Origin of the sequence: Desulfonatronum thiosulfatophilum (assembly GCF_900104215.1) — a bacterium.
Lineage (GTDB): Bacteria > Desulfobacterota > Desulfovibrionia > Desulfovibrionales > Desulfonatronaceae > Desulfonatronum > Desulfonatronum thiosulfatophilum.
In genome coordinates this window covers 115,269-141,114 of record NZ_FMXO01000008.1, presented here as the reverse complement: position 1 = coordinate 141,114, position 25,846 = coordinate 115,269, and the positions used below count along the sequence as shown (strand labels likewise).

Annotated in this window: 23 protein-coding genes; 15 read left to right on the top strand and 8 right to left on the bottom strand. The window is 57.4% G+C overall.

Annotation, left to right across the window (positions count from 1 at the left end; translation table 11 throughout):
• Nucleotides 1–38: 38 nt before the first annotated feature.
• Together rimI and BLP93_RS08175 are read right to left on the bottom strand one after the other, a co-directional pair.
• Nucleotides 39–479 carry a ribosomal protein S18-alanine N-acetyltransferase gene (gene rimI, locus BLP93_RS08180; RefSeq protein ID WP_092119806.1) on the bottom strand — a complete coding sequence of 147 codons (441 nt, stop codon included), beginning with the start codon at nt 477–479 and terminating at the stop codon, nt 39–41.
• A 9-nt stretch (nt 480–488) separates the two neighbouring features.
• Entirely contained in the window at nt 489–1,310 is an 822-nt protein-coding gene (locus BLP93_RS08175) for an inositol monophosphatase family protein (protein ID WP_341844795.1), read from the bottom strand.
• 535 nt (nt 1,311–1,845) lie between these two features.
• On the opposite strand from BLP93_RS08175, the gene BLP93_RS08170 reads away from it, so the two are divergent.
• On the top strand, nt 1,846–2,616 hold the full coding sequence (locus BLP93_RS08170; RefSeq protein WP_092119801.1) for a TlyA family RNA methyltransferase: 771 nt from the start codon (nt 1,846–1,848) through the stop codon (nt 2,614–2,616).
• A gap of 137 nt (nt 2,617–2,753) precedes the next feature.
• Here the strand turns inward: BLP93_RS08170 and BLP93_RS08165 are convergent, their stop codons facing one another.
• From BLP93_RS08165 to BLP93_RS08155, 3 genes are read right to left on the bottom strand one after another with little or no spacing between them, the layout of a single operon-like run.
• Nucleotides 2,754–2,960 carry a hypothetical protein gene (locus tag BLP93_RS08165; protein WP_092119798.1) on the bottom strand — a complete coding sequence of 69 codons (207 nt, stop codon included), beginning with the start codon at nt 2,958–2,960 and terminating at the stop codon, nt 2,754–2,756.
• 24 nt (nt 2,961–2,984) lie between these two features.
• A complete protein-coding gene (locus BLP93_RS08160) occupies nt 2,985–3,365 on the bottom strand; it encodes a RidA family protein (RefSeq protein ID WP_092119795.1) in 381 nt (126 codons plus the stop codon).
• A 3-nt stretch (nt 3,366–3,368) separates the two neighbouring features.
• Nucleotides 3,369–3,677 carry a hypothetical protein gene (locus tag BLP93_RS08155; protein WP_092119792.1) on the bottom strand — a complete coding sequence of 103 codons (309 nt, stop codon included), beginning with the start codon at nt 3,675–3,677 and terminating at the stop codon, nt 3,369–3,371.
• 294 nt (nt 3,678–3,971) lie between these two features.
• On the opposite strand from BLP93_RS08155, the gene BLP93_RS08150 reads away from it, so the two are divergent.
• Entirely contained in the window at nt 3,972–4,265 is a 294-nt protein-coding gene (locus BLP93_RS08150; protein ID WP_092119789.1) for a hypothetical protein, read from the top strand.
• A 502-nt stretch (nt 4,266–4,767) separates the two neighbouring features.
• Nucleotides 4,768–7,995, top strand: coding sequence for a PEP/pyruvate-binding domain-containing protein (locus BLP93_RS08145; protein WP_092119786.1), 3,228 nt, complete (start codon nt 4,768–4,770; stop codon nt 7,993–7,995).
• Between the two features lie 15 nt (nt 7,996–8,010).
• Here BLP93_RS08145 and BLP93_RS08140 read toward each other — a convergent pair whose 3' ends face one another.
• On the bottom strand, nt 8,011–9,312 hold the full coding sequence (locus tag BLP93_RS08140; RefSeq protein WP_092119783.1) for a VgrG-related protein: 1,302 nt from the start codon (nt 9,310–9,312) through the stop codon (nt 8,011–8,013).
• A gap of 152 nt (nt 9,313–9,464) precedes the next feature.
• Between BLP93_RS08140 and pgm the strand changes: the two genes are divergently transcribed.
• The 12 genes from pgm to gap all read left to right on the top strand — a co-directional run bounded on the left by pgm (nt 9,465) and on the right by gap (nt 24,703).
• Nucleotides 9,465–11,114: a phosphoglucomutase (alpha-D-glucose-1,6-bisphosphate-dependent) gene (pgm, locus tag BLP93_RS08135; RefSeq protein ID WP_092119781.1), complete on the top strand. Its 1,650-nt coding sequence runs from the start codon at nt 9,465–9,467 to the stop codon at nt 11,112–11,114.
• 66 nt (nt 11,115–11,180) lie between these two features.
• Nucleotides 11,181–12,797, top strand: a complete 1,617-nt coding sequence (locus BLP93_RS08130) for a B12-binding domain-containing radical SAM protein (RefSeq protein WP_139162955.1) — start codon at nt 11,181–11,183, stop codon at nt 12,795–12,797.
• A 323-nt stretch (nt 12,798–13,120) separates the two neighbouring features.
• Nucleotides 13,121–14,590, top strand: coding sequence for a cardiolipin synthase (cls, locus tag BLP93_RS08125; protein WP_092119775.1), 1,470 nt, complete (start codon nt 13,121–13,123; stop codon nt 14,588–14,590).
• Nucleotides 14,591–15,290: 700 nt separating this feature from the next.
• Nucleotides 15,291–15,509: a dodecin family protein gene (locus BLP93_RS08120; RefSeq protein WP_208596596.1), complete on the top strand. Its 219-nt coding sequence runs from the start codon at nt 15,291–15,293 to the stop codon at nt 15,507–15,509.
• 190 nt (nt 15,510–15,699) lie between these two features.
• A complete protein-coding gene (locus BLP93_RS08115; protein WP_092119773.1) occupies nt 15,700–17,841 on the top strand; it encodes a VTT domain-containing protein in 2,142 nt (713 codons plus the stop codon).
• Between the two features lie 6 nt (nt 17,842–17,847).
• On the top strand, nt 17,848–18,552 hold the full coding sequence (locus tag BLP93_RS08110) for an endonuclease/exonuclease/phosphatase family protein (protein ID WP_092119770.1): 705 nt from the start codon (nt 17,848–17,850) through the stop codon (nt 18,550–18,552).
• A 539-nt stretch (nt 18,553–19,091) separates the two neighbouring features.
• Nucleotides 19,092–21,485: a phosphoenolpyruvate synthase gene (gene ppsA, locus BLP93_RS08105; RefSeq protein WP_092119767.1), complete on the top strand. Its 2,394-nt coding sequence runs from the start codon at nt 19,092–19,094 to the stop codon at nt 21,483–21,485.
• 37 nt (nt 21,486–21,522) lie between these two features.
• A complete protein-coding gene (locus tag BLP93_RS08100; protein ID WP_092119765.1) occupies nt 21,523–22,476 on the top strand; it encodes an L-lactate dehydrogenase in 954 nt (317 codons plus the stop codon).
• A 33-nt stretch (nt 22,477–22,509) separates the two neighbouring features.
• The gene (locus BLP93_RS08095; protein ID WP_139162954.1) at nt 22,510–22,830 is read left to right on the top strand and encodes a sll1863 family stress response protein; all 321 of its coding nucleotides are present in this window, start codon (nt 22,510–22,512) and stop codon (nt 22,828–22,830) included.
• Between the two features lie 35 nt (nt 22,831–22,865).
• Nucleotides 22,866–23,114 carry a ferredoxin gene (locus BLP93_RS08090; protein WP_092119760.1) on the top strand — a complete coding sequence of 83 codons (249 nt, stop codon included), beginning with the start codon at nt 22,866–22,868 and terminating at the stop codon, nt 23,112–23,114.
• Nucleotides 23,115–23,360: 246 nt separating this feature from the next.
• Nucleotides 23,361–23,714, top strand: coding sequence for a sll1863 family stress response protein (locus BLP93_RS08085; protein ID WP_092119757.1), 354 nt, complete (start codon nt 23,361–23,363; stop codon nt 23,712–23,714).
• The gene (gap, locus tag BLP93_RS08080) at nt 23,711–24,703 is read left to right on the top strand and encodes a type I glyceraldehyde-3-phosphate dehydrogenase (protein WP_092119754.1); all 993 of its coding nucleotides are present in this window, start codon (nt 23,711–23,713) and stop codon (nt 24,701–24,703) included. The genes BLP93_RS08085 and gap overlap by 4 nt, the downstream gene beginning before the upstream one ends.
• 203 nt (nt 24,704–24,906) lie before the next feature.
• On the opposite strand, the gene BLP93_RS08075 is transcribed toward gap, so the two are convergent.
• A complete protein-coding gene (locus BLP93_RS08075) occupies nt 24,907–25,497 on the bottom strand; it encodes a PRC-barrel domain-containing protein (RefSeq protein ID WP_092119751.1) in 591 nt (196 codons plus the stop codon).
• 27 nt (nt 25,498–25,524) lie between these two features.
• A complete protein-coding gene (locus tag BLP93_RS08070; protein WP_092119748.1) occupies nt 25,525–25,728 on the bottom strand; it encodes a DUF3185 family protein in 204 nt (67 codons plus the stop codon).
• Nucleotides 25,729–25,846: the final 118 nt, after the last annotated feature.

Here is a 25,846-nt window from a genome sequence, read left to right as displayed (position 1 = left end):
CCTCCTCTGTTCTGTTTCGTGCACTGCCGGCGAGTTCATCAAGGCGAGCACCGCATGAGTATTGCGTCCCTGGCGCCGGAAGGAAAGCGGTAGTATGCCCGTCTTCGTCCCGTCCGGCAAAAATCGAAAAATTCGTAGAGTCCCAGGGCCGCGGTGTTGGCTTCATCCACATCGAGTAAACAGTTTTCGACATTTTCGGCGCGGGCATGTTCCAGCGCTGCTCCGACAAGGGCTTTGCCCAATCCCCGCCTCCTGTGGTCCGGATGAACGGCGATGTTCAGGATTTCCATTTCCGGCGGCAGGACCACAAGACTGATATAGCCGACCAGGACGCCTGATTTGCGCACTCCGAAAATGCAGCTCGATTCCGAATCGAATCCGGAACGGATCTGCTGCAGCGACCAGGGAGCGGCAAAACAAAGGGCTTCCAGTTCGGCCACTTCGGAAAGGTCTTCGTGGGTGAGACGGGCGACTTGCATGGCGCAAGATCATCCTTTGCCGCCTGAAAAATTGCCTCCATACTCCGCCAGCGCTTCCGCCGTTTTGGCATGAATCAGGCTGTTGCCGGCCAGAATGGAGGAAGCGTGCAGGTCGAAGGGGGTCTGGTCGATTCGGCTGACCAGTCCTCCGGCTTCCTGGACCAGAAGCCAGCCCGCGGCCACGTCCCAGGGTTTCAGATCGAGTTCGTAGAAGGCGTCGAACCGGCCGCAGGCCGTATACGCCAGGTCGCAGGCCGCGGAACCGGCTCTGCGGATGCCCCGGGTCGAGGCCAGCATGATTTCCATCCAGGCCAGAATGGGCTCCATCCGTTCCCGGACGGTATAGGGGAAACCCGTGGCCACCAGGGCCTGTTCCAGTTCCCGCGTGCTGGAGACGTGTATCGGAACGTCGTTGACAAATGCGCCATGGCCGCGCGCGGCATGGAACAATTCATTGAGTACGGGCATGTGCACCAGCCCGAGCTGCACCTCGCCTTCGTCCCACAGGGCCACGGAAATGGCCACGAACGGGATGCCGTGGGCGAAATTCGTCGTCCCGTCCAGAGGGTCGATGATCCAGGTCGGTCCTGTGAGAGTGCGTTGCAGATCGTCGGCATCGGCCGATTCCTCGGCAAGAAAACCCGCGCCGGGCAAAATCGACTCCAGGCGCTCCTTGAGCAGCTTCTCCAGAGCGATGTCCGCGCTGGTCACCAGGTCGATACGTCCTTTGTGGCGGATTTCCCGAGGCTCGCGCCAGAACCGCATGAGCATCTCGCCGGCTTCACGGACAACCGTCACCGCATCGGGCATAAGGGATGTGTAGTTGGTCATTGGCATAAGATATGCTCAATTGACACCAAAGCCAAGACATTGAACAGTGACGGTTCCCTCTGGCCCTGGAGCAGCGCCGGATACGAAAACCCCGGGAACGCGGGGCTCCGTACCCGCTCTTCAAGAACTGCGAGTGCAGAGCCTCGCGTTCCCAGCAAAGGCCGCCCATGGCCCTCGAAACCTTCTTCAGAATCGAACCGCCCGCTTCGCTCAAGGCACGGAGGACGCCAAGAAGTAATTTTGGTTTCCGCTGGAAAGATGCGGAACCCAAAAGACTCGCCGCCTATCGGCGTTTCTGATTCCTCCCGGCAGGGAGGGGCAATGTTTTTGGAAAGCAGCTTTTTCCCTGCTTTCCAAAATCTTTTCTTGGCGTCCTTGGCGTCTTGAGCAAAGCGGGCGGTTCAATTGAAAAAATGACAAATTAATGAGGGTGCCCGTAAAAGTTTCAGCCATTTCTCCTATTGAATGGAACCATCCCCATTAACAGATAACCGTATCGCATCCATGCAATCAATAACAGCCAGGGAGGGGAGCATTGGGACGGAAAATCAGGGCGGATCTGGCGCTGGTGGAGCAGGGGCTGGTGGAAAGCCGGGAAAAGGCCGAGCGGCTGATTATGGCTGGCCGGGTGAGCTGCGTTGTAGACGGTTCGCCGCGGCCGGTGGGCAAGCCGGGTCAGGGCGTGGCGCCGGACGCGGAGCTGCGGGTTGTGGCGGGCGAGCGGTTCGTCAGCCGGGGCGGCGAAAAGCTGCTCACGGCCCTGGAGCATTTCGCCGTGAACATCCAAGGACGCATTGCCCTGGACGTGGGGGCCTCCACCGGCGGATTCACCGATTGCCTGCTGCAGCACGGCGCACTCAAGGTCTACGCCGTGGACGTGGGAAAGGGCCAGCTGGATTGGAAACTGCGCCAGGACTCCAGGGTGGTCAACCTGGAAGGGGTGAACTTCCGCCACGCCGGCCCGGATCTGCTGCCCGAACTCGTAGATGTGATCACTGCGGACTGTTCCTTCATCTCCCTGCGTCTGATCCTGCCTCCATGTCTGCATTTCTGCAAACCCTCCACCGACATTTTTGCGCTGATCAAGCCGCAGTTCGAAGCCGATCCCGGAGCCGGGGAGAGGGGAGTGATCCGTGATCCGCTGCTCCGTGAACAGATTCTGAAAGACGTGACCAAATTTGCTCATGACGAACTGGGGCTGGTCTGTCGGGGAATCGTCCCCTCCAAAATACTGGGGCCCAAAGGCAACCAGGAATACCTGGCCTGGTTCCGTCCTGCGGAAACAGGAGATGCCGGTTTGGAATGAACTTGGGATAATTCCGGCTCATCCGTTTCAAGCGCATGTGCCGGGGTAAAAGATAAATAATTTGAACCGCCCGCTACGCTCAAGGCGCGGAGGACGCCAAAAAGAAATTTATGACTTCCGCTGGAAAGATGCGGAAGTCAAAAGGCTTCACGCCTGGCGGCGATTTTTTTGTCTCCCGTCAGGGAGTGGCAATCCTTTTGGAAAGCAGCTCTTTCCCTGCTTTCCAAAATATTTTCCTTGGCGTCCTTTGCCTTGAGCGAAGCGGGCGGTTCAATTTCCTGAAAATGCGCCCCAGCCGGATGAATCGCAAAATTTCCGGCTGCCCGCACGCTCAGCATGGTCACAAGCCTGCTGCTTGATATTTCAGCTCACTCAATCACCGCGACCAATTCAATCTCCACCAGCGCGTCCAGCGGCAGTTTGGCCACCTGGAAGGTGGAACGAGCCGGATGATCTTTCGTGAAAAATTCAGCGTAGACTGTGTTCATTGCGGCGAAGTCATTGATGTCCTTGAGCAGAACCGTGGCCTTGACCACGTTGTCCAGGGTGCCACCGGCGGCCTCAAGAATCGCTCGGGCGTTTGTCAGGACCTGCCTGGTCTGCTCGGTGATGCCGCCGGGAACAAACTGCATGGTTTCCGGGTCAAGCGGCAGTTGGCCGGAAAGAAAGAGCATGTTTCCTGCCCGTACCGCCTGGGAGTAAGGACCTATCGCCTTTGGGGCGTTCGGTGCGGCAATGCATTGTTTCATTGTTCATCCTTTGGTTGAAGTTTTCTCAGGCGACTCGGTCGCCTCCCATGGGCTAATCGGCTGATGATCTCGGTTGCGCACGTCATCTCGCCAGGGGTTCAGCGGCGCGCAGCACCCCTTTCCCTGGAGCAGGGCCTTGCGGGAGGCGAGACCCTGGACCGGGTCCAACATCATGGAACACTGGTACCGCTGTTGAAACGGGTCCCAGAAGACTTCCGGGCAGCGGGGCATGTACCCGTGTTTGCGGTGCGATTCCATGCACTGGTCCGTCAGGCAGCACCAACCGCAGCCGACGCAGGCTTTTGTTTCCATGGCAGTCTTTCTCCCGATCGCTGAAATTAGGACACGTTGAAGCCTTGAGTATGCGCCTGTTTTATGGAAACATCCAGAAATATTCGATTTCAATTTCGATTGCGATCCTGATAACAATGCCAAGTCTCCGTGCATGATCACAATCGCAATCGAAATCGCAATCGCAATCGAAATCGGAAAAAGATAATGAAACTATTGTGATATCGTTTACGATTTCGATACCGATTTCGATTTCGATTTTGATAGACAGAGGCTGGGGTGTGGATCAGTCTGGGCGGCAACAAAGGAGAGGCTATGGATCGTGAAGAAATCGTCAGGATATTCGAAGCGTTTTTTGAGAAGTACAAAAAGACCGAAGGAGACCGCACCTCCTGGTCCGCCCACTGGACCGAGCAGATGCCTTCCGGAACCAGCGTGGAGATCAACATGACCAAGTGCCCGCAAGGGACACGGTTCAAGGTTTTCAAGAACGGCTCGAAGCTCGGAGAAATTTCCGGCTGGGACTCCTTTTTCGTCGAGATTGGGACCATGCTTGGTTCCGACTGGGATCAGGAGGCATTTTTCGGTTCGATGCGCGACATGGCGTAGCAGAGCTTGGTGCAAGAGTCGGTGCATCCGGCTGGAGCATGCTTTTGAAATTGAACCGCCCGCTTCGCTCGAGGCGCAGGGGCCGCCAAGAAGCAAGATTTTCGCCTGGCGGCAATGCTCGTTGTCATACCGCAGGGGTGAGGCAACTTTGAAATGTTGTGTCTACTCAGCACATATCCGTGCATTGCCATAATTGTGCTCCGACGGCACCTCTTCACCTGGGAGCGCCGCACCCCAGTGCGGCACGTCTTGTCATGGGACGGCCGGATGAAATGCCGGCTCAAATTCCCTTGGCCAAGTCTGAACCTGGACCTGGGTCTGACGAATTCTGGTAGATGCGTTTCTTCCGGCGTAAGTTACGTGCCGCACTGGGGTGCGGCGCTCCCAGTGTTTCCAGCATCTGAACCAGGGCCATTGGTGAGTAGTTACAAAATGTTTTCCTTGGCGATCTTCTGCGACTTGAGCGACCAAGGAGCGGGGGGGAGCAGTAGAGGAGTTTTACGTGGCAGCACGTCGAAAATCATGCCGACCGCTGGCTGATCCGGCTTCGGACCATGCCAGGTCGTACGATCTTTTCAAGGAGTTTCTGGCCCATAATTCCGATGCCCTGGAAGCCATGGCCGAAGTGGATCAGGCCTACCGGGGCGGTTGGTCCCTGCGGCCGGTGGACGTGCATGAATACCTGGGCAGGCTGCTCATTTCCGTAAAAGCCATGGTCTCGTCCATGGAGGCCCTGGGCGGCGACAAGTACGCGCCGTTGCGGCAACTGGTGGAACGGATCGGCAGGGAGGTCCTGGTGGAGTTGCAGCCTCTTGCCGCAAGACGCAAGGAACTTGTGCTGCCCCTGCGGGCGGTGACTTCGGAAATGATCAGTTTTACCGGGGCCAAGGCAGCCAATCTTGGGATCATGGCCTCCCAATTGGATATACCCGTTCCGGCGGGATTTGTTGTTACCGCCGAGGCCTTCAGACTGTTCATGCGTGAGAATCAGCTCCAGGAGCGCATTCGGGAAGCCCTGGACGGACTCGATCCGGATGCGGCGGGCGCTCTGGAGGATGTCAGCAGAAACCTGCGGCAGACCATTCTGGAAGCCGAGGTTCCCCGGTCGCTGGCTGAGGAAATTGAGGACGCCTGCCGGGATTTGGAAAAACGGCAGGGTGGCAGACTCCTGGCGGCAGTGCGCAGCAGCGCCGTGGGCGAGGACGGTCGGATCTCCTTTGCCGGGCAATATGTCTCGGTGCTGGGTGTGGACAGGAAAAACATCCTGGCCGACTACCGGCAGGTTCTGGCCGGAAAATACAGTCCCCGAGCCATAGCCTACCGCCTGCACAACCAGCTCGGGGACGATGAAACTCCCATGTGCGCGTTGATCATGGCCATGGTGGATGCTCGAGCCGGCGGCGTCGCCTATTCCGTGAATCCGGCCGGCGAGCAGCGTGAGCAGTCCGGTGCAAAGGACTCCACCGAGTCAGACGGGGCAGATGCCTCAGATCCGGACGTCGTGATGATCTTCGCGGTCCCGGGGCTGGGGGAGACGCTGGTGAGCGGGGTGAACTCACCGGATGTCTACGTCGTGGACAAGAAGGAACTCTCGATCGTGCGGCGGGAGATTGTCGGCAAGACACGCCGGCTTCGTTTGAAGGCCGACGGCGGTACGGAACTCGTGGACGTGGACGAGAACCTCCGGGATAAGCCGGCGATCTCCGATGCTCTCATCCGAAATCTGGCCAGGCATGTGATCCGGCTGGAGCAGTATTTTCAGGCTCCCCAGGACATCGAATGGGCCGAGGACCAACAGGGCCGCATGTTGCTGCTGCAGTCCCGGCCCCTGAAGGTCGTGCAAAGCGCACAGTTCTCCAGGGCTAAGATTGACGACGCGGCGCATCCGGTCCTGCTCAGCGCCGGGAAGACCGCTTCCGTGGGCATTGCCGCGGGCAAGGCGTTCATCCCTCGTGATCCGGCGGAGATGGATCGAATTCCGGAGAATGCGATTCTGGTGGTCCGGAATGCATCGCCGGACTATGCCCGGTACATGCAACGCATCCAGGGCCTGGTCACGGAGACGGGAGGGGTAGGCAGCCACTTGGCTTCGGTGGTGCGGGAATATGGGGTTCCGGCCATTGTGGACGCCAAGGAGGCCGCGGCGCGGATTGAGCAGGGGGTTGAAGTGACCATGGATGCCGGAACAACCACGATCTACCGGGGCCGGATTCAGAAATGGGTGGATGCCGCCAAAAAAATGAGTCCGGGAAGGGCAATGCACGGGCCCATGCAGCATCGTCTGGAAAACATCCTGGAAAAGATCACCCCGTTGCATCTCCTTGATCCTCAATCCGAAACATTCACGCCGGAAAATTGCCGCACCATTCACGATGTGATCCGCTATCTGCACGAAAAAAGCATCACCGAAATGTTCACCCTTTCCGAGGATCGGGGGGCCCATGATCGGCATCCCGCAGCGGTGCTGGCGGCGGATATTCCGCTGCGCATCCGGCTGATCGACCTGGGAGGCGGCTTGCGGGAAGGGCTGACCGACTGCGACGTCGCAACCCCGGACGACATCCGCTCCGTTCCCCTGCGGGCACTCTGGAACGGTCTGACCCATCCCGGTTTGAACTGGTCCAGCACGGTGGATCCGTCGCCGCGCAATCTGGCTGCATTGATGACCAGCGGCGCTTTGGGCCATGCGCAACAGGTTGTTGGCCAGGACAGTTTTGCTCTTGTGGCCGAGGACTATCTGAACCTGAATGCCAAGTTCGGGTATCACTACGCCAACCTGGACGCGCTCTGCACGGACGAGGGTTCGCGGAATTATGTTTCATTCCAGTTTTCCGGAGGCGCAGGCAGCTACTTCGGCAAGTCGCTGCGCGTTCTTCTGCTGGCCGAGATCCTGGAGAGGCTGGAATTCCGAACGGAAATGAAGGGGGATTTCATCACGGCCGTATTGAAAGGCCATGATGCGCTGGTCGTGCAGGAAAAGCTGGATCTGATGGGGCGGCTGCTGGGATGCAGCCGATTGCTGGACGTGGCGTTGAAGGATGAACAGGACGTTCAACGGCTGGCCGGGATGTTTTTCGCCGGGGATTATGATTTCCTGGCCCACACGCCTGATGACGGCATCAGGAATTTTTACGTCCGGGAAGGGCACTGGTCCCGCCATGAAGAGGAGGGTGAAACGATTTGCCGACAGACCGGAAACCGAATGGTTGATCCGGTTTCATCCGGACTGGCCTGTCTTCTGGGGCGGGTAACCGGAGACGGCTACCACTCCTTTCTGGAAACCATCAAGGCCTATTCCTATTTTCCCCTGGCCATCGCCAAGGACAGCCGTTTCTCCAACGGTGAACTGGAGGTCGCCGTCCGCTGCGAATCCGGATGCATCGACATGGCCGCCGGCCTGGCATTCGGACTGCGCAATGCGGGAAACTATTTCGTCTTTCGCATCGATGCGCTGAAAAACAACGCGGTACTGTTGGTCTTCGAACAAGGCCGCCACAAGGAACTGGACAGGGCGGTCATGGAATTCAATCCAGACCAGTGGTACCGCCTCGGCGTCAGCATTGCGGCGCAATCCATTTCGGCTTCCGTGGACGGTGAAATCGTTCTTGAACATCATGCGCCCAAAGCGATTCACGGCTATTGCGGCCTCTGGTCCAAGTCGGATTCCGTGGCGTCATTCAGGAAACTGCACCTGCGCCATGCGCAAGGGGAACGGACGTTTGAATGCTGATATCAACGAAAAACACTATACGAGCACGTCCCGTTCATCCGGGAGAAGGGCCAGGGCGAGTTGCATTTCCTGGTCGAAGCGGGTCTGGACGGCTGAGCGGACAGCCGGAGTGGAGCCGGTGAAGCGGGTCTTGCGTTCGCTGTAGACGGCCTGGATCAGCTCGCTCTCGGAGGGAGTGTTTCCGCCCGCGGACGCCGTATTCAGGGCGCGCTGGAAGACATTGGCCGCGCCGTGCACGCCGTGCTGCACCGCCGTGCTCCAGATCACTTCCCGCAGGGCCGGAGAAGCCTGACTTGGGTCGATGCCGGTTCTCTGCCGCACCAGCCGGGCAGCCGGGTCATAGTAGGCCTTCTGGGTGAAGGCGTGCTGGAGAGCGGCGAATCGCCGCGGGTCTTCCTGGTGAATGCGTTTCCATTCCGCGGGCATGGCGCCGCTGGTCCCCTTGGTGTTGGCCGGACCGGCATTACGCAGGCGCTTGGCCCATTGGGGAGCCTCGGTGTCCAGGAACTTCAGGAAGTTGTCCATGCCGCCCATCCGGGAGGAGAGCTGGTAGGTTCCGTAACAGGTGCCGCCGCGGCGGTCGTAGCCAATGGCGTCGGGACGGTTCGCGGATTCGAACCTTGCCGCCAGAATGCCGGGTTGAACGGGGAACTCCAGGGGTTGCATCCGATCCGCGTGGCGTGGAAAAGCGGACGGGTCATGCTCACGAAATCGAACTCGGGCAGGATTCTTTTCGAGATGCGCCATGGCTTCCGGCGCATCAGCCGGATGTCCAGACATCGTGCCGGTTCGACGATTAAGCAGGTCCGAGCTTGGACTGGCGAGTGTGGCGGATGCCGGTTGGGCATGATTCGCGGCGTGTTTCGTGGAGAAGTCAATCTTTTGGCGCAATCCTTCCGCGGAGTAGTGCGGGGCATAGGCGGAAATGGCCCGGCGCAGGCTGGACGTATTTGCCGGATCGGAGGGAGGCTGGGCCGGATGTTCGACGGTTGCCTGGATCAGGGCAAGCAGGGCCGCGGGGGAGTCCAGGGGCGGTCCGCTGGGCGGGATGCCTGGAAACGGCGGGGTTCCGGCCTGACCATTGATGGTTGAGGGAAGGCGGTTCATTTGCGTCAAAGTCGATTCCAGAGGAGAAGCATCGGTTCCAGGCAGCTCGCCCAACGACTTGATGGCGGATGTGTTCAGCGACAGTTTCAACATTTCCGCCAGAAAGTCGGTATTCCGACGCGTTTCCGCGTCAAGGGGACCATGCTGGGGGAAATTGTGCTGAATCTTGCCCGGCGGAAACAGGGGCGACCAGGGGTAATTGACGATCATCACCTCATCCTTGGTTGTGAATTCTTCCGTGGCATACTACAAAATACGGGCCAGTTCGATTCCATGGAATCCTGTGCCTGAAACTGCTCATTGATGTTCATTGACTTTCGAAAGGTCTCACCATTGACCCCACACTTACCAGGAGGCAATTCATGGCCGTTCATCCCTTGGCGGGGCAGCCAGCGCCCCAGGACATGCTGCCCAACATTCCCCGGAGCCTGTCCAGATACTATGCCCTGGAGCCGGACCCGTCCCAGCCCGAACAGCGCGTGGCCTTCGGCACTTCCGGACATCGGGGCGTGGCCGAGGCCCGTTCATTCAACGAGGCCCACATTCTGGCGGTGAGCCAGGCTGTCTGCGAATATCGCGCTCAAGCCGGGATTCAGGGCCCCCTGTTTCTGGGAATGGACACCCATGCCTTGTCCGAAGCGGCCCTGGTCACGGCTCTGGAAGTGTTCGCGGCCAATGGAGTACAGGTAATGATCCAGAAGGGGCTGGGTTATACGCCGACTCCGGTCGTCTCTCACGCCATCCTGACCTTCAACCGGGACAATCCGGGCCAACAGGCGGACGGGGTCGTGATCACGCCCAGCCACAATCCGCCGGAACATGGCGGGTTCAAGTACAATCCGCCCCATGGCGGGCCGGCGGACACGGACGTCACCAAGGCCGTGGAGAACAGGGCCAATGAACTGCTGGAATCGAAGCTGCGCGGGGTGGAGCGGATCTCCCTGACCAGGGCCCTGGCCGCGGAAACGACCCGTGAGTATGACTACGTCGGCCCCTATGTCGCGGATCTGGTCAATGTGGTGGACATGGGCGCCATTGCCCGAGCCGGTCTGCGCCTGGGAGTGGACCCCATGGGCGGCTCCGGCATCGCCTTTTGGGAGCCCATCGCCGAACGCTACGGCCTGGATCTGACCGTGGTGAACAAATCCGTGGACCCTCGTTTCGCCTTCATGCCCCTGGACAAGGACGGCGTGATCCGCATGGATTGTTCTTCGCCCTATGCCATGGCCGGCCTGCTGAAGCTCAAGGATCGCTTTAACCTTTGTTTCGGCAACGACCCGGATTATGATCGCCATGGCATCGTTACTCCGGCCGGGCTGATGAACCCCAACCATTATCTGGCCGCCGCGACGGCGTATCTTTTCGCCCATCGTCCCCAGTGGGGCAAGAACGTGCGGGTGGGCAAGACGGTTGTCACCAGCGCCATGCTGGACCGGGTGGCCGCAAGCATGGGGCGGGCGGTGCACGAAGTGCCCGTGGGCTTCAAGTGGTTCGTGCCCGGGCTGCTGAAGGGCAGCCTCGGCCTGGGCTGCGAGGAGAGTGCCGGAGCCTCGTTTTTGCGCATGGACGGAACGGTGTGGACCACGGACAAGGACGGCCTGATTATGGATCTGCTGGCCGCGGAAATGCTGGCCGTGACCGGCAAGACGCCACAGGAACTCTACGACGAACTGGCGGACAAGCTGGGCCGGCCCGTGTACGAACGCCGTCAGGCCCCGGCCGGACTGGCCCGGAAGCAGGCCTTTAAAACCATGACGCCGGAGATGATCCGCGCCGACACCCTGGCCGGGGAGCCGATTCAGGCCGTGCTGACCAACGCCCCGGGCAACAACGCCTCCATCGGCGGGCTGAAGGTGGCCACCACCAACGGCTGGTTCGCGGCCCGACCCTCTGGCACCGAGGACATCTACAAAATCTACATCGAAAGTTTTCGGGACAAGGACCACCTTGACCGGTTGGCCCAGGAAGCCCAGGACCTGGTGGACGCGGCCTTCCGCGAGGCCGGGGTGTAGTAAGGCGGAAGGCAGCTGATTTTGAGGGCGACCCTTGCGGTCGCCCTGCCTTTTTCAAGACAAATCATGTCCATTCTCTTGATCCATCCTCCTGTAGCCAAACCCGCCGAGCCGCCGGCGGGGATCGCCATGCTGGCCGGGGTGTTGCGCAGGGCCGGGGTGGCGTGCGCCGTGGCGGATATGAACCTGGAGGGAATACTGGCCTTGATGCGGGGGCCGGCGCATGCCGCTGACACCTGGACCCTGCGCGCCCTGCGTCATCGGGAGAGGAATCTGGAACTGATCCGCCGACCGGAAACGTATGCCGTTCTGGATCGTTATCAACGAACCGTGTTCGACTTGAACAGGGTGCTGGAAAAATCTGTTTCCGTACCCTCCGTGCATTTGAGTCTGGCCAATTATCAGGACGATGCCCTGTCGCCCACACGCAGCGCGGATCTGCTCCGGGCCGCGGAGCATCCCGAAGAAAATCCTTTTTTCCATTATTTTGACCTGCGTCTGACCGAGGTGATGGACGAATTCCAGCCGGACGCAGTGGGATTTTCCCTGAACTACCTGAGTCAGGCCCTGTGCACCTTGGCCATGGTCGGGTACGTCCGTCGCCGGTGGCCGGCAACGGCGATCATCCTGGGCGGCGGGCTGGTGACGTCCTGGATGCAGGGTCCGAGACAGCCTGTTTGCGTCGGCAACAAGTCCGTCGACGCGAACGAGGACCCGCCGATTGGCTCATCCGCACGTCCTTTCAATACTCCTGAGGCAAGTTCCTTCAACCCGTTCGCCGGGCTGGTGGACGAGATGGTTTCCGGTCCTGGCGAGGCCGCGTTGCTGCGCCGATTCGGCAAAATGGACGTACCGGACATGTCTTGTGCAACCCCTGATTTCAGCTCACTGCCCCTGAATACATATTTCGCGCCGGGGCCGATTCTGCCCTACAGCGCTTCCCGGGGCTGCTACTGGAACCGCTGCGCCTTTTGCCCGGAAATGGCCGAGGGCAATCGTTACGCTCCGGTCGGTCGATCTCGGGTCATCGGGGATATACGGATTCTCGTCGACCAAGTCCGACCGGTTTTAATCCATCTCCTGGACAATGCGATCAGTCCGGCCGTGATGCGCGAACTGATCCGCCGTCCGCCCGGGGTGCCCTGGTACGGCTTCACGCGGTTCAACCGACAGCTGGGGGACCCGGATTTTTGCCGTGAACTGCGCCGGGCCGGGTGCGTGATGCTTAAGCTTGGCCTTGAATCCGGCAGCCAGGCCGTGCTGGACGCGGAGTGCAAGGGGGTGGATCTGGAGCTGGCCGAACAAGTTCTGGAGAACATGCGCATTGCGGGCATTGCCGCGTATGTCTATCTGCTCTTCGGTACGCCGTCGGAATCCGAAGCCGAGGCCAAGGCGACCCTGGACTTCGTCGCCAGAAACCATCAGGGCATCGGATTCCTGAACCTGGCCATATTCAACCTGCCCCTGGCTGGAAAAGGGCGGATCGATCTGGACGTCTTTCCGCATAACCATGATGACTTGTCGCTGTATGCCGACTTTCTTCATCCTTTGGGCTGGGACCGGGGCAAGGTTCGCCGCTTTCTGGACCGCGACTTTCGCCGGCATCCGGCCATTGCCCCGATCCTGCGCCGTGACCCGCGGATATTCACCTCGAATCATGCGCCGTTTTTTGTGGGTGGGTGAAGTGGGGAATCGGAATTGTGAGTCGTGCGGGTAAAAGAGTAGGGTAGGGATGAGGGTTACTATTCAGTACATATTGGGTAGAGCCTTATTCACGCTGGATTCCCGCCTTCGCGGGAATGACTTGTTTCCATGCCGTCTCCGAATCAGTCATACCCGCGAAGGCGGGTATCCAGTCCGCTCATACTTGGATTAGCTGAGTAGTTACAGATGAGGTAGATATTTCGATTGCGATTTGGATTGCGTTCGATTTCGATTTGGATTTCGATTTGGATTTCGATTTGGATTTCGATTGATGTTGTTGAGCCTGGAAGTGTTGAGGTGGTATGCGTGGGATGGTGATGGAGTGGCAATTCTTGGAAAGCTGGCCGACGTTTCTGGCGGTGGGCTTTTTTCTCTACTGGCTGATGGTTCTGGTGGTGTTGGTCAATGATCAGCGTGATCCCACCAAGACATTGGCCTGGCTGATCGTCCTCACGATGGTGCCGCTGATCGGGCTGGTCATTTATTATTTTTTTGGCCGGAATTGGCGCAAGATGGCCGAGATGAGCGGATTGCACGAGCTACGCAGGGCATTGGCCGAACCGAGCTTCGAGGCCATTCGGCTGCGCTATGCCGAGGATTCCAACGCAGGTCGCGAATGGGCAGCGGAGCACGGTTACGATGGGCTGGTCCGGCTGATCGAGCAGGCCGAGGGCGTTCAGCCTTTGCCGGCATACGACGTTCGGATTCTGCCTGGCGGGGCGGAAAAATTCGCCTTGCTCAAACAGGAACTGACCGCGGCGACCCAGACCATCAATATCCAGTACTTCATTTGGGAACACGATCAACTGACCGCGGAACTGGTGGATATCCTTCTGGAGCGGATCGCCGCCGGCGTGGAAGTCCGAATGCTCAACGACTTCATCGGCAGCCTGCTTTTTTCCAAATCAAAACTGCGGAAGCTGGTCGCGGCAGGCGCCAAGGTTTATTCCGACGTCAAGCAGATCAACAGGGCCAATTACCGCAACCACCGCAAGATCGTGGTCATTGACGGCCTGTGGGGGTATACCGGCGGGATCAACGTGGGCCAGGAATATGTCGACGGCGGCTCCCGATTTTCCGCCTGGCGCGACACCCATGTCCGGTTCGGGGGCCCGGCTGTTGCCGAGTTGCAGAAACTTTTTGCTTTGCGGTGGTATCAGGCAACCCGGGAAACGCTTTTTCTGCCACGGTTTTTTCCCGAGGAGCATCCTCATGGAGCGTCCAAGGTTCCGGCCTTGACCGTTGCCACCAGCGTCGAGGACAAGTGGCAGTCGGCCCGCCGGGCCCATATCCTGGCCATGAGCAGGGCCCGCGATCGGATCTGGATCCAGACGCCGTATTTCGTTCCCGACGATCAGGTTTACGAAACCATGGTCAACGCCGCTCTGGCCGGTGTCGATGTGCGGCTGATGATGACCGGCATACCGGACAAAAGAACCGCCTGGTACGCAGCCCATACCTATTTCGGCCTGCTTCTGGAGTCGGGCGGACGGATCTTCTTCTATACCCGAGGCTTTTTCCATTCCAAGACCCTGACCGTGGACGGCAACCTCCTGGCCATCGGGACCATGAACATCGACATCCGCAGCCTGGAGTTGCACAAGGAATTGATGGTCTGGTTTCTGGACCAGGGACTCGCCCGCGAACACGAAGTCCTTTTCGAAGCGGATCTGGTCCATTGCGAGGAATATACCCTGGAAAAGCTGCAATCCCTCTCACGATACGAAGTCTTTCGAAATTCCGCCATGCGCCTGGCCTCCAACCTGCTGTAGTCGTTGTCGCTTTAACGACAATTTCAAGGCTCATCCGGTTCGAATGTACTTGCAAAATGAACCGCCCGCTCCCGTTGGTCACTTAAGTCACAAAATTCTTCAAGAAAGACATCTTGGAAAGCAGAGAAAGACTTCTTTTCAAACAGATTGCGTCCTCCCGGTCGGGAGGAAACCGTACATCGCCGTCAGACGTGAGGCCTTTTATCTTTCGCATCTTTCCAGCGGAAGACTAAAATCTTTGTAACTACTCACCCGAGGTCCGGCTGCCTTGATTTTGCGGCCTCGTAAACTCCTTCGCCGGCTTCGTAACATCGAACCATTGCTTTGAATAAACATCATTTTGTGCTCCAAATGTACGGCAATGGTTCGATGAACGAATCCTGGCTCAGTCAAACATGCGAGACCGCAAAATCAAGGCAAGACGGACCAATCCCGTGTACGATTAGAATTTGCTGATTGTTACAAATGTTTCTTCTTGGCGTCCTCCGTGCCCTGAGCGGAGCGGGCGGTTCAATTTTCATTTCTCCTTCTGTTTGCGTGTTTCTTGGAAGTGGTTACATTTTCTGCTAGTCTTGTGACAAACCTTATGGACAATTTCGGCTGAGGAGACAGAAATAAGCTTTTGCTCCGATAGGTTAGGCCTTGAATCAAGCCGCGACGATTTCTCAATCACGCCACATCAACCTTAATGGAGGTGTATATGATGCCTGACAGCGTGTACAAGATCATCGAACTGGTCGGGACGAGTCCGACGTCATGGGAAGACGCGGTCCAGAGGGTCGTGGAAAAATCATCCAAATCATTGCGGGATCTTCGGGTTGCTGAAGTCAACAAGCTCGACGTCAAGATCGAGGACGGCAAGATAATTGCCTATCGGGCCAGGGTTACCGTCTCTTTCAAGTATCATCCCAAGGATTGACGTCCAATTTGCGGTTGATGACGTCCGCCAGGATCGCTTGGACTGTTCCTGGCGGACGCAAGAGCAGAAACAGAAATAGAGAGGAAAGATTTTTTAAACGCGGATGGCGCGGATTTTCGCAGATGAAATCAATGCCAAAAAAATATGCGTTAATCCTGCGTAACCGCGGATAGTTCAACAAGGGAGATGAATGGAGGATATACGAGACAGAATTCTCAGACCGGGCGTGAACTGCGGTCAGCTGGCCAGGGCGCATCGTGCGGCCGTGTTGATCGACGGAGAGAGCTATTTTGCCGCCTTTCGTCAGGCTGCCATGAAAGCCCGCCGGCAAATGTTCATTCTCGGATGGGACATCCACAGCAAGGTCGAGTTGCTGCGCGGGGATGCCGCGGTCAAAGCCGAGACGGACGGCGCACCCATCACGTTGGGACCGTTGCTCAACCATTTGGCCCAGAACAATCCGGAACTGGAAATTTACATCCTGATCTGGAATTATTCCATGCTCTTGAGTCTGGAGCGCGACCCGAACCTGCGCTTCAATCTGGGCTGGACGCTGCATCCCCGGGTTCACTTTCATCTGGACGATGAGCATCCCATCGGCGCTTCCCAGCATCAGAAAATCGTCGTCATCGACGGCCAGATCGGTTTCTGCGGCGGCCTGGACCTGTCGCATTACCGTTGGGATTCTTCCGATCATGAACCCGACGATCCGCGACGCACCACTCCCGCCGGTGATCACTACGGTCCATATCACGATATAATGATGATCGTTGACGGTGAACCTGCCGCGGCCCTGGCCGAGCTGTGCACGGAACGCTGGCAGAGGGCCACCCGTAAATCCATCGACGTACACGGACAAAACCAGTGGGATGCCTGGCCCGAAACCGTCCAGCCCTGGTTCAAAGAGGTGGATGTGGCTGTTGTGCGCACGGAGCCATCCTACAAATCGCGACAGGAGGTCCGGGAAGTCGAAACCCTGTATCGGGACTCGATCCGGTCTGCCCAACGGTCCATATTCATCGAGAACCAGTTTTTCACGTCCACTGTGGTCTGCGAAGCTCTGGAAGAGCGGTTGCGGGAGGAGCATGGTCCGGAAGTCGTGATCATTTTACCGAAAGAGGTTGATGGCTGGGTGGGCAACAAGTTCATGGAATTCCGGCGCGTGAACATCCTGAAAAGGGTGCTCAAGGCGGACGTCCATGGCCGGCTCCGGCTGCGCCATCCCTGGGTTGGGGAACAACCCAAGCATGGGGTGATGATCCATGCCAAGCTGATGGTGGTGGATGATATCTTTCTGCGCATCGGCTCATCGAACCTGTCAAATCGCTCCATGGGCATGGATACGGAATGCGACCTGGCCATCGAGGCGTCATCGCCGGAACAGGAAGCCGGTGTGCGTCGGTTGCGGAACGAGCTGCTGGCCATGCATCTTGGTTTTCCGACGGATGAAGTGGATAATCTGACCAAGGAAACAGGGTCTGTTGTCCGGGTTGTGGATCTGCTTTCCGATCCTGAAAGACCCGACTCGAAACCGCGTGGACTTGGGCCTCTGGAGGCTCAGGAAGAGCAGTTTCCGGAACTGGTCAGCGAAGCGGAAATCGTGGACCCGAAACGCCCCCTGGAAATCGATCGCCTGCTGGATATCTTCATCCCTGACGAGACGACGCAACACAGCTGGCTGCGGGCAAAATGGCTGTGGGTGGTGCTGGGAGTCCTGGCGCTGGTCGGCCTGGCCGGGGCATGGCACTTTACGGCGCTTTCCGATTACGCCAACCGGGAAGTCCTGGCCGAAACCATGGCGGGCATGGCGAGAGGTTGGACCATATATCCGCTGATCGTCCTGGCCTACCTGATCGGAGGGCTGGTCATGTTTCCGGTGACCGTGCTCATCGGAGCCACGGCCATCCTGCTGGAGCCGCTTCCCGCTATGCTCACGGCCTTTGCCGGTACCCAGGTCAGCGCCATTGTCCTGTACTTCGCGGGCATGAAATTGGGACGCGAGCGGATCCAGAGCATGGCCGGCAGCAGGTTGAATCGGATCAGCAAGCATCTGGCCAAACACGGCATGCTCAGCGTAACCTTGATCAGAATACTCCCCGTAGCGCCGTACACGATCGTCAATATCGTGGCCGGCGCATCCCATATTCGTTTTGTACACTATGTTTTCGGCACGCTCCTGGGCATGACCCCCGGTATTCTGGCCGTGACGATATTTACTGATCGGCTGCTGGCCTTCCTGCGGCAGCCTGATTTGAGCAACGTCCTGATCATGATCGCCGCCCTGGTTTTTCTTGTGGTGCTTACCAGGTGGCTTAAACGCAGGTTCACCTGAGGAGCGATGTCCGTACCACTGCTGACCGCGGCGACATATAACGTCCATCAATGGGTGGGCATGGACAGTTTCTATGATCCCTTTCGCGGGCTGAAGGTTCTGAAGGAGCTGGCCGCGGACGTCATCGGTCTCCAGGAAGTCAACTTCCCAAAACACATCAAGCATAAAATCACTCCGTCCATTCTGGCCGAAGAGCTGGATATGCAACTGGTTGTCGGCAAGACCCTGATGCGCAAGGAGGCTTTCTACGGCAATGTTCTGTTGACGAACCTGCCGATTCAAAATGTGCGCCGACACGACATCAGCGTCGGCAGCAACGAACCGCGCGCTGTTCTGGACGTGGATCTTCAAGCCGAAACCGGACTGATCCGCGTTCTGAACACGCATTTCGGCCTGCGGTTCATGGAACGTCGGCGGCAGCACCAGCGATTGTTGGAAATTCTGGAGGAAATTGACCAGCGGGAGACGACCATCCTGATGGGCGATTTCAACGAATGGCTGCCGTTGTGCTTTCCGTTCAGGAAGATAATGTCCATTTTCAAATGCCTGCACGCCCCGAGATCCTTTCCCACCTATTTCCCCCTGCTTGCCCTGGACCGCATTCTGGTCGCCCCTGCCCAAAGCATGATCGAGATTCACGTGCACAAGAGCAGATTGGCAAAGATTACCTCGGACCACTATCCCGTGGTCGCCACGATCAAGTGCTCCTGACCCGCGGATCAGCCTGACCCGGATCACTGCGCGATCCGGAATTTCATCCCAACTCCACGCCGTTCGCGTCACCGCGATTTTAGAGAATTCGTAACTATTCAAAAGCGTTCCGGCTTGTTCTCGATTTTTCGGCCTCGCAACTCCTTCGTCGGCTTCGTAGCATCGAACCATTGCGTGAATAAACAGCATTTGGCGCTTCAAGCGCCCGGGAATGGTTCGATGAACGAATCCTGACTCAGTCCGACAGGCGATGCCAAAAAATCGAGACAAGCCGGACCACTTCATGCCATGCAATCAAAAGTGCTGAATAATTACGAGATTCTTACGAAATACCCGCTATTCATGATCAATATACAGGGAACCATGTATTTCGATCATGCCGTGTATTTGGTTATTCCAAAAAATACGCCCTGCAACTGGTGAAACTCAGGCGGAAGATGTCCGGCCTGAACGCCCTGGATCCCAGGACGGGGATCAATAACGCATCCAAGGACCGGACGAACTCGAACATGTCGAAACCCAAAAGGAATTGACTGGTTATGAATGAATCACGCCAAGATGGTTATATACGGTGGTTTGACGACCTCAGCTCGAATGACGTGGCCCTGGTCGGGGGCAAGAACGCTTCCCTGGGAGAGATGATCACGTCCCTGAAGGAGAAGGACATTCGTGTTCCCGACGGATTCGCCACGACCACGAAAGCGTACCGCGCGTTCCTGGCTGAAAACGACATTGAAGATCGGATCAAGGGACTGCTCGGCGAGTATCAGCAGGGCAAGGCATCACTGAAGGATACGGGCCGGTCCATCCGGGATCTGTTCAAGCAGGGTAAAATGCCCGGGGACGTGGCCGAGGCCATCCGCGAAGCCTACCGGGAACTGGGCAAGCGCTATGATGCAACGGATGTGGACGTGGCGGCCCGTTCCAGCGCCACGGCCGAGGACATGCCCGAAGCCAGTTTTGCCGGTCAGCAGGAATCCTATCTGAACGTGACCGGGGAAGACGACCTCCTGAAGGTTTGCCAGAAGTGTTTCGCCTCCCTGTTCACGAACCGGGCCATCTCGTATCGGGAAGAAAAAGGCTTTGAACACATGAAGGTCGCTTTGTCCGTGGGCATTCAGAAGATGGTCCGCTCGGACCTGGCCGGTTCCGGGGTGCTGTTCACCCTGGATACGGACTCCGGATTTCCGGACGTGGTGCTGATCAACGCGGCCTGGGGCCTTGGCGAGAACGTGGTCCAGGGCACGGTGAATCCGGATCAGTACACCGTGTTCAAGCCCTTTCTGGGCAAGGACGGCATTGTCCCGATCATCGAAAAGACCCGCGGGGCCAAGGAAAAAAAGATGATCTACGCCCGGGAGGGAGACGAGCCGACGAAGAATGTACCGACTTCCGACGATGAGCAAACATCTTTTGTCCTTTCGGACGAGGAAATTCTTCAGCTGGCCCGCTGGAGCAAGGTCATCGAGGATCATTACGGCAAACCCATGGACATCGAATGGGCCAAGGACGGGGAGCAGGACGCGATCTTCATTGTCCAGGCCCGCCCGGAAACGGTGCATTCCAGGAAGACCGGCCAAAGCATGAAGACCTACCGGCTCAAGGGGCAGGGCGAGCGCCTGGTGACCGGTCTGAGCATCGGCCAGGCCATTGCCGCGGGCAAGGTCTGCGTCATCGAGAGCGCGGAGCAGATCGACGACTTCAAGGACGACTGCATCCTGGTGACCACCATGACCGATCCGGATTGGGTTCCGATCATGAAGCGCGCCGCGGCCATCGTCACGGATCACGGCGGACGCACGTCCCATGCCGCCATCGTCAGCCGCGAGCTGGGCATTGCGGCCATTGTGGGCTCCAACGACGCGACAAAAAAGTTGCGCGACGGCCAGGAAGTGACCGTGTCCTGCGCCGAGGGCGAAAAGGCCTACGTCTATGACGGCATCCTCGAGTACGAGGAAGAAGACGTGGATCTGGAGAACGTTCCGGAAACAAAAACCCGGATCATGCTCAACATCGGCGCGCCCCAGGCGGCCATGCGCTGGTGGAAGCTGCCCTGCAAGGGCGTGGGGCTGGCCCGGATGGAGTACCTGGTCAACAATGTGATCAAGATCCATCCCCTGGCTTTGACCCGTTTCGACGAAGTCGAGGACGACAAGGCCAAGGCCCGGATCGAGGAACTGACCCAGGGGTATGCCGACAAGAAGGACTACTTCGTCGAACTGCTGGCCCGGGGCATCGGGACCATTGCCGCTTCCCGCCATCCTCACCCGGTGATCGTGCGCATGAGCGACTTCAAGACCAACGAATACGCCGACCTCATCGGAGGCAGGCAGTTCGAGCCCAAAGAGGAAAACCCCATGCTCGGCTGGCGGGGGGCTTCGCGCTACTACAGCGAGGACTACCGGGACGGCTTTGCCTTGGAATGCAGGGCCATCCATATGGTGCGCGAAAAGATGGGCTTCACCAACGTCCTGATCATGATCCCGTTCTGCCGCACCCCGGCCGAGGCGGACAAGGTTCTGGAAGTCCTGGCCGAAAACGGCCTGAAGCGGGGCGAAAGGGGCCTGGAAGTCTACGTCATGGCCGAGATTCCGACCAACATCCTGGAAGCCGAGGCCTTTGCCGAACGCTTTGACGGATTTTCCATCGGATCCAACGACCTGACCCAGCTCGTTCTGGGCATCAGCCGGGATTCCGAAAAACTGTCCCACCTGTTCGACGAGAGCGAGGAATCGGTCAAGCGCCTGATCCGAATGCTCATTGAAACAGCGCACAAGGCCGGCCGAAAGGTCGGGATTTGCGGCGAGGCGCCCAGCAACAACAGCGAATTCGCTGCTTTTCTCGTCAAATCAGGAATCGACTCGATTTCCTTGCAGCCGGACAGCGTGCTCAAGGTCATTCGCCGCACGGCCGAGGTGGAGCAGGGCGGTTGATGCGGGACATTCACTTGAAACGACATTGGAGATTTTGATGCAACCAAATCAGTACAGCCACCGCAAAGTGACCATCATCGGCACGGGACTGGTGGGCATGTCCTATGCCTATGCCATGACCATCAAGGGCCTGGTCCGGGAAATAGGTTTGATCAACCGTACCGCGGCCAGAGCCGAGGGCGAGGCCATGGATCTGAGTCACGGCCTGCCGTTCGTGAAGCCCATGGATATCCAGGCCGGCGGGTACGAGTTGTGCCGGGATGCGCAGATCGTGGTCATCGCGGCCGGCGCGAACCAGAAGGAAGGGGAGACCCGGCTTGATCTGGCCAAGCGCAACGTCAAGATCGTCGAGGATATCGTGCCCAAAATCCTGGAACACAATTCCAATCCGATCCTGCTTATTGTCAGCAATCCGGTGGACATATTGACCCATGTGGCGCTCAAGGTTTCCGGCCTGCCGTCGCAACGCGTGATCAGTTCAGGCACGGTGCTGGACACGATGCGCTTTCGGCATCTGCTTTCCGAATTCTACGACGTGGATCCGCGCAACGTGCACGGCTACGTCATTGGCGAACACGGTGACAGCGAAGTGCCGGTCTGGAGCCGGGTGAACATCGCGGGCATTCCCCTGGATGATTACTGCGAGTCCTGCGGCAAATCCATCGAAGCCAGAAAAATAGCCATCGAGAACGACGTTCGCACAGCCGCCTATGACGTCATCGAAAAGAAGCAGGCCACCTATTACGCCATCGGCCTGGCCATGATCCGGATCACGGAAGCGGTGCTCATGAATCAGCACAGCGTGTTGACCGTGGGAACCTTGATGCAGGGCGAATACGGCCTGAAGGACGTCTGTCTCTCGTTGCCCAGCATTGTCGGCGCGCAGGGCGTGGACCGCGTTCTGGCAAATCCTCTGGCCGACTCTGAACTGCACGCGCTCCGCGAATCCGCTCGGATTCTGCGCGAGGGTCTGGACTCCATCGGCTATTGATTCGGTTGAAAACAATGTCTTACCGAGACGTTAGTGGAGAAGATCATGACTGAAGCACGTGATGTCTACTTGAAAAGCTTGCAAGCCGAGATCGACAAGTGCAACGCCGAGATCAACAGCCTGGCGTACAAGGTGCATCAATCCGAAGCTGAGATAAAGGCGAAGTATCTTCAGATGGAAGACTTTCGTGCTCAAAAAAGATTTCTTGAAGACAAATTTTCGGAACTGAAGCACTCCGAAGATGTCCCCGATGATGAATCAACGGAAGGCATCGAAACATCCTGGGACAATTGGGTGGAAAATTTCGTGAAATCAAAGTCTGAGTTCAAAAGGGATACGATGAAGGCAGGGTGAAATACATTTGGGTAACCGTTAAAAGGAGTATCAAGATGTTGGGAAAAATAGTGATTGATCAGGAAGAATGTATTGGCTGCGGCACTTGCGAATCCATCTGCCCTCAGGTTTTTCGGCTGGATGAGGATGCGGCGAAGGCCGTGGTGATCATGGCCCGGGGCGGCCCTTCGGAATATATCGAAGAGGCCATGGAAAGCTGCCCCCAGGAAAGCATCCAGATCTCCTGGGCCCGCAGACCGGCAAGGCAGTCCACGGAAATGGAAGCCTTCGGATGGCAAATGTAAATGAGTTTGGCAACCACTCATTCAAGGTCCGGCTTGCTTTGAGTTTTGCGGCCACGCAAACTCAAGGCAAACCGGACCAGATCCCATCTGAGATCAGAATTTGCTGAATAGTTATCCATTGGGATGCATTCGAGCCGCACTCGGAACCATTTTCACATGTGCCCGGCTTTTTGAGCAGATACGGTGTCGCTGTAATGTCAGTGGGCTTGAGAATCAGAAATGGGGCCTCAAGGAGGACGGATCAGCATGGACAACAAAAATTCGATAGAAAACAAGAACGCCTACATTCTGGATATGCAGCGAAGAATTGATGAGTTGTACGGCTATATTGTCCAACTCAGGACAAAAGCCAGCATTTCCAGTCCCGAAAAGAAATACGAATACAACAAACAACTGGAAAGCTTACGTCAAGAGCGGGATGAACTTGAAAAAAAGGTCGCCTCCATGCAGGCAGCCGATGAATCATCCTGGGAAAAGCTCAAGGACGGCATTGAAAGGTCTTGGGAATCCTTCAATGAAAGCTTTGCCTCGTTAAAATCAAAATTTACACATGATTCCGAAAAAGAACGGGATCACGATCAGGAGAGGAGAGAACCATGACATTGCGTATCGGACTCAACGGCTTCGGCCGGATCGGAAAGAATTTCGCCCGCCTGGTGATGCAGGATCCGGATGTGGAACTGGTGGCTTTCAATGCCCGGAAAAGCCCTTCCACCTACGCCTATACTTTCAAGTACGATTCCGTACATGGCAACTGGCCGGGAGAGGTCGGCGCGGACGACGACGGCATTATTATCGACGGCAAGAAGATCAAAATGACCAAGGCCGGCAAGGGCGAGTGGCAGTGGGGCGATCTCGGGGTTGATCTGGTCGTCGAGGCAACGGGAATGTTCGTGGACCGCGAATCCTGCCAGATGCACCTCGACCGGGGAGCCAAAAAAGTAATTATCAGCGCTCCCGGCAAAAAACCGGACCTCACAGTGGTCTACAACGTCAACCACGAACAGTACGACCCGTCGCAGCATTCCATCATCTCCGTGGCCTCCTGCACCACGAATTGTCTGGCGCCGGTGGTTCAGGCCCTGCACAAGGAATTTACCGTCGCGAAGGGATTCATGACCACGGTGCATGCCTATACGACCAGCCAGGCCATTCTTGACAGCACCAATACGAAGGATCCTCGGCGGGGCAGGGCAGCGGCAATCAACATTCTGCCGACGTCCACGGGAGCGGCGAGGATGGTGGGGCAGGTGCTGCCGGAAATGGAAGGGAAGATCGACGGGCTGGCGATCCGCTCGCCCAATCCGAACGGATCCATCGTGGACCTGACCGCGGTTGTGGAAAAACGGACGTCAACGGATGAAGTGAATGAGGCGTTTCGCCGCCTGCAAAGCGAGACCCTGGGCTACACGGATGAATATATCGTTTCCAGCGACATTGTCGGCGATACGCACGGATGCGTGATTGATGGGCGAAGCACCGCGGTGATCCAGGAAAACCTGGTCAAGGTTCTTGCCTGGTACGACAATGAAATGGGTTTCAACAATCAGATGCTCAGAATGGTCAAATACGTGGGATCGAAGCTGTAGGGCAAACATGACCTGGATTCCCGCCTTCGCGGGAATGACTTGTTTTTCCAATGCCCTCTCCAGGTCAGTCATACCCGCGAAGGCGGGTATCCCGTCCGTTTTTACTCGGTTGAGTTGAATAATACAAAAAGTCCAGCATGGAAAACCATGCTGGACTTTTTTTTCAGTTGCTCCGTCTTATCAGCAGCTTCGAAACGAAAAACCTATTCCTGATATTCCGGCTGATTGTTGAATTCTTCCTCGGTCATCTGAATGTAGACCCTGATGTCGTCGTCCAGGCCCAGGAAAATGTCGATGTTGTCCATGTCCACTGCCGCGGTGTGTCCGCCGACTCCAAGAAATCCGCCGGCGCTCACCACCACTTTTTCAACCTGGCCGTCGGACGTCATCAAAACCTGATCCACGTTGCCGATGTTCTCATGGTTGACGTCAAAGACATTGGCGTCCTGTAAATCTTCCACGGTGATGGTTTCCGGAGATACGCGCTCGAAGCCCTGGCCTGGATCGGGTCTGTGATGCTCGCCCTCAGGCAGATGGGTCGTCCCTTCCGGAGACGGCGGATAGGTGGTGCGACGATACACGTCGCCCATTTCCTGCTCATCACCATTGTCCGGCGCGGCTCTCCGTTGTCCATTGGTTCGTTCGTTTGCGCGTTCATCTGAACGTTCATCGGCAGCAGCAAGCACGATGGAAGCATCACTGCCGGGATTGCTCTTGAAGATGGAGGTTTCACTTGCGAACACAGGGTTCAGGGCCAATAAGCCGATTATGATGCTTAGGACCAAAGCTTTCATGAATCACTCCTTTGTTGTGGTGAGTGGTTACTTTTTGACGAACAACAGAGCGAGTCCGACCACGGAGGAAACAGCGCCGAAAATCAGCAGCCACATGGTGGATTCCGTGAATCGACCGGTTAACGTTTCAAAGATTTGATCATCCACGGCTTGCGAAGACTGATATCCGAAAATGAGCATAATGATGCCGATCACAAGAAGTGCAATGCCGAGTACCTGTTGACTGTTCATGAATCTGTCTCCTTCTTGTTGTGATTTGACGGTTCTTTCCGTGGTGGAAACAAAACTGTCCAGGCATCAGATTGCTCCATGCCTGGACAGTGTAGTGGGTCGTGCCTTGGCACGGCCG

Coding starts and splice junctions, on each gene's coding strand:
- BLP93_RS08150 (WP_092119789.1), top strand. CDS start 3,972: ATGGATCGTGAAGAAATCGTCAGGATATTCGAAGCGTTTTTTGAGAAG.
- BLP93_RS08120 (WP_208596596.1), top strand. CDS start 15,291: ATGATGCCTGACAGCGTGTACAAGATCATCGAACTGGTCGGGACGAGT.
- BLP93_RS08070 (WP_092119748.1), bottom strand. CDS start 25,728: ATGAACAGTCAACAGGTACTCGGCATTGCACTTCTTGTGATCGGCATC.
- ppsA (WP_092119767.1), top strand. CDS start 19,092: ATGAATGAATCACGCCAAGATGGTTATATACGGTGGTTTGACGACCTC.
- BLP93_RS08140 (WP_092119783.1), bottom strand. CDS start 9,312: ATGATCGTCAATTACCCCTGGTCGCCCCTGTTTCCGCCGGGCAAGATT.
- BLP93_RS08155 (WP_092119792.1), bottom strand. CDS start 3,677: ATGGAAACAAAAGCCTGCGTCGGCTGCGGTTGGTGCTGCCTGACGGAC.
- rimI (WP_092119806.1), bottom strand. CDS start 479: ATGCAAGTCGCCCGTCTCACCCACGAAGACCTTTCCGAAGTGGCCGAA.
- gap (WP_092119754.1), top strand. CDS start 23,711: ATGACATTGCGTATCGGACTCAACGGCTTCGGCCGGATCGGAAAGAAT.
- BLP93_RS08090 (WP_092119760.1), top strand. CDS start 22,866: ATGTTGGGAAAAATAGTGATTGATCAGGAAGAATGTATTGGCTGCGGC.
- BLP93_RS08175 (WP_341844795.1), bottom strand. CDS start 1,310: ATGACCAACTACACATCCCTTATGCCCGATGCGGTGACGGTTGTCCGT.
- BLP93_RS08100 (WP_092119765.1), top strand. CDS start 21,523: ATGCAACCAAATCAGTACAGCCACCGCAAAGTGACCATCATCGGCACG.
- BLP93_RS08115 (WP_092119773.1), top strand. CDS start 15,700: ATGGAGGATATACGAGACAGAATTCTCAGACCGGGCGTGAACTGCGGT.
- BLP93_RS08160 (WP_092119795.1), bottom strand. CDS start 3,365: ATGAAACAATGCATTGCCGCACCGAACGCCCCAAAGGCGATAGGTCCT.
- BLP93_RS08130 (WP_139162955.1), top strand. CDS start 11,181: ATGTCCATTCTCTTGATCCATCCTCCTGTAGCCAAACCCGCCGAGCCG.
- pgm (WP_092119781.1), top strand. CDS start 9,465: ATGGCCGTTCATCCCTTGGCGGGGCAGCCAGCGCCCCAGGACATGCTG.
- BLP93_RS08075 (WP_092119751.1), bottom strand. CDS start 25,497: ATGAAAGCTTTGGTCCTAAGCATCATAATCGGCTTATTGGCCCTGAAC.
- cls (WP_092119775.1), top strand. CDS start 13,121: ATGCGTGGGATGGTGATGGAGTGGCAATTCTTGGAAAGCTGGCCGACG.
- BLP93_RS08110 (WP_092119770.1), top strand. CDS start 17,848: ATGTCCGTACCACTGCTGACCGCGGCGACATATAACGTCCATCAATGG.
- BLP93_RS08085 (WP_092119757.1), top strand. CDS start 23,361: ATGGACAACAAAAATTCGATAGAAAACAAGAACGCCTACATTCTGGAT.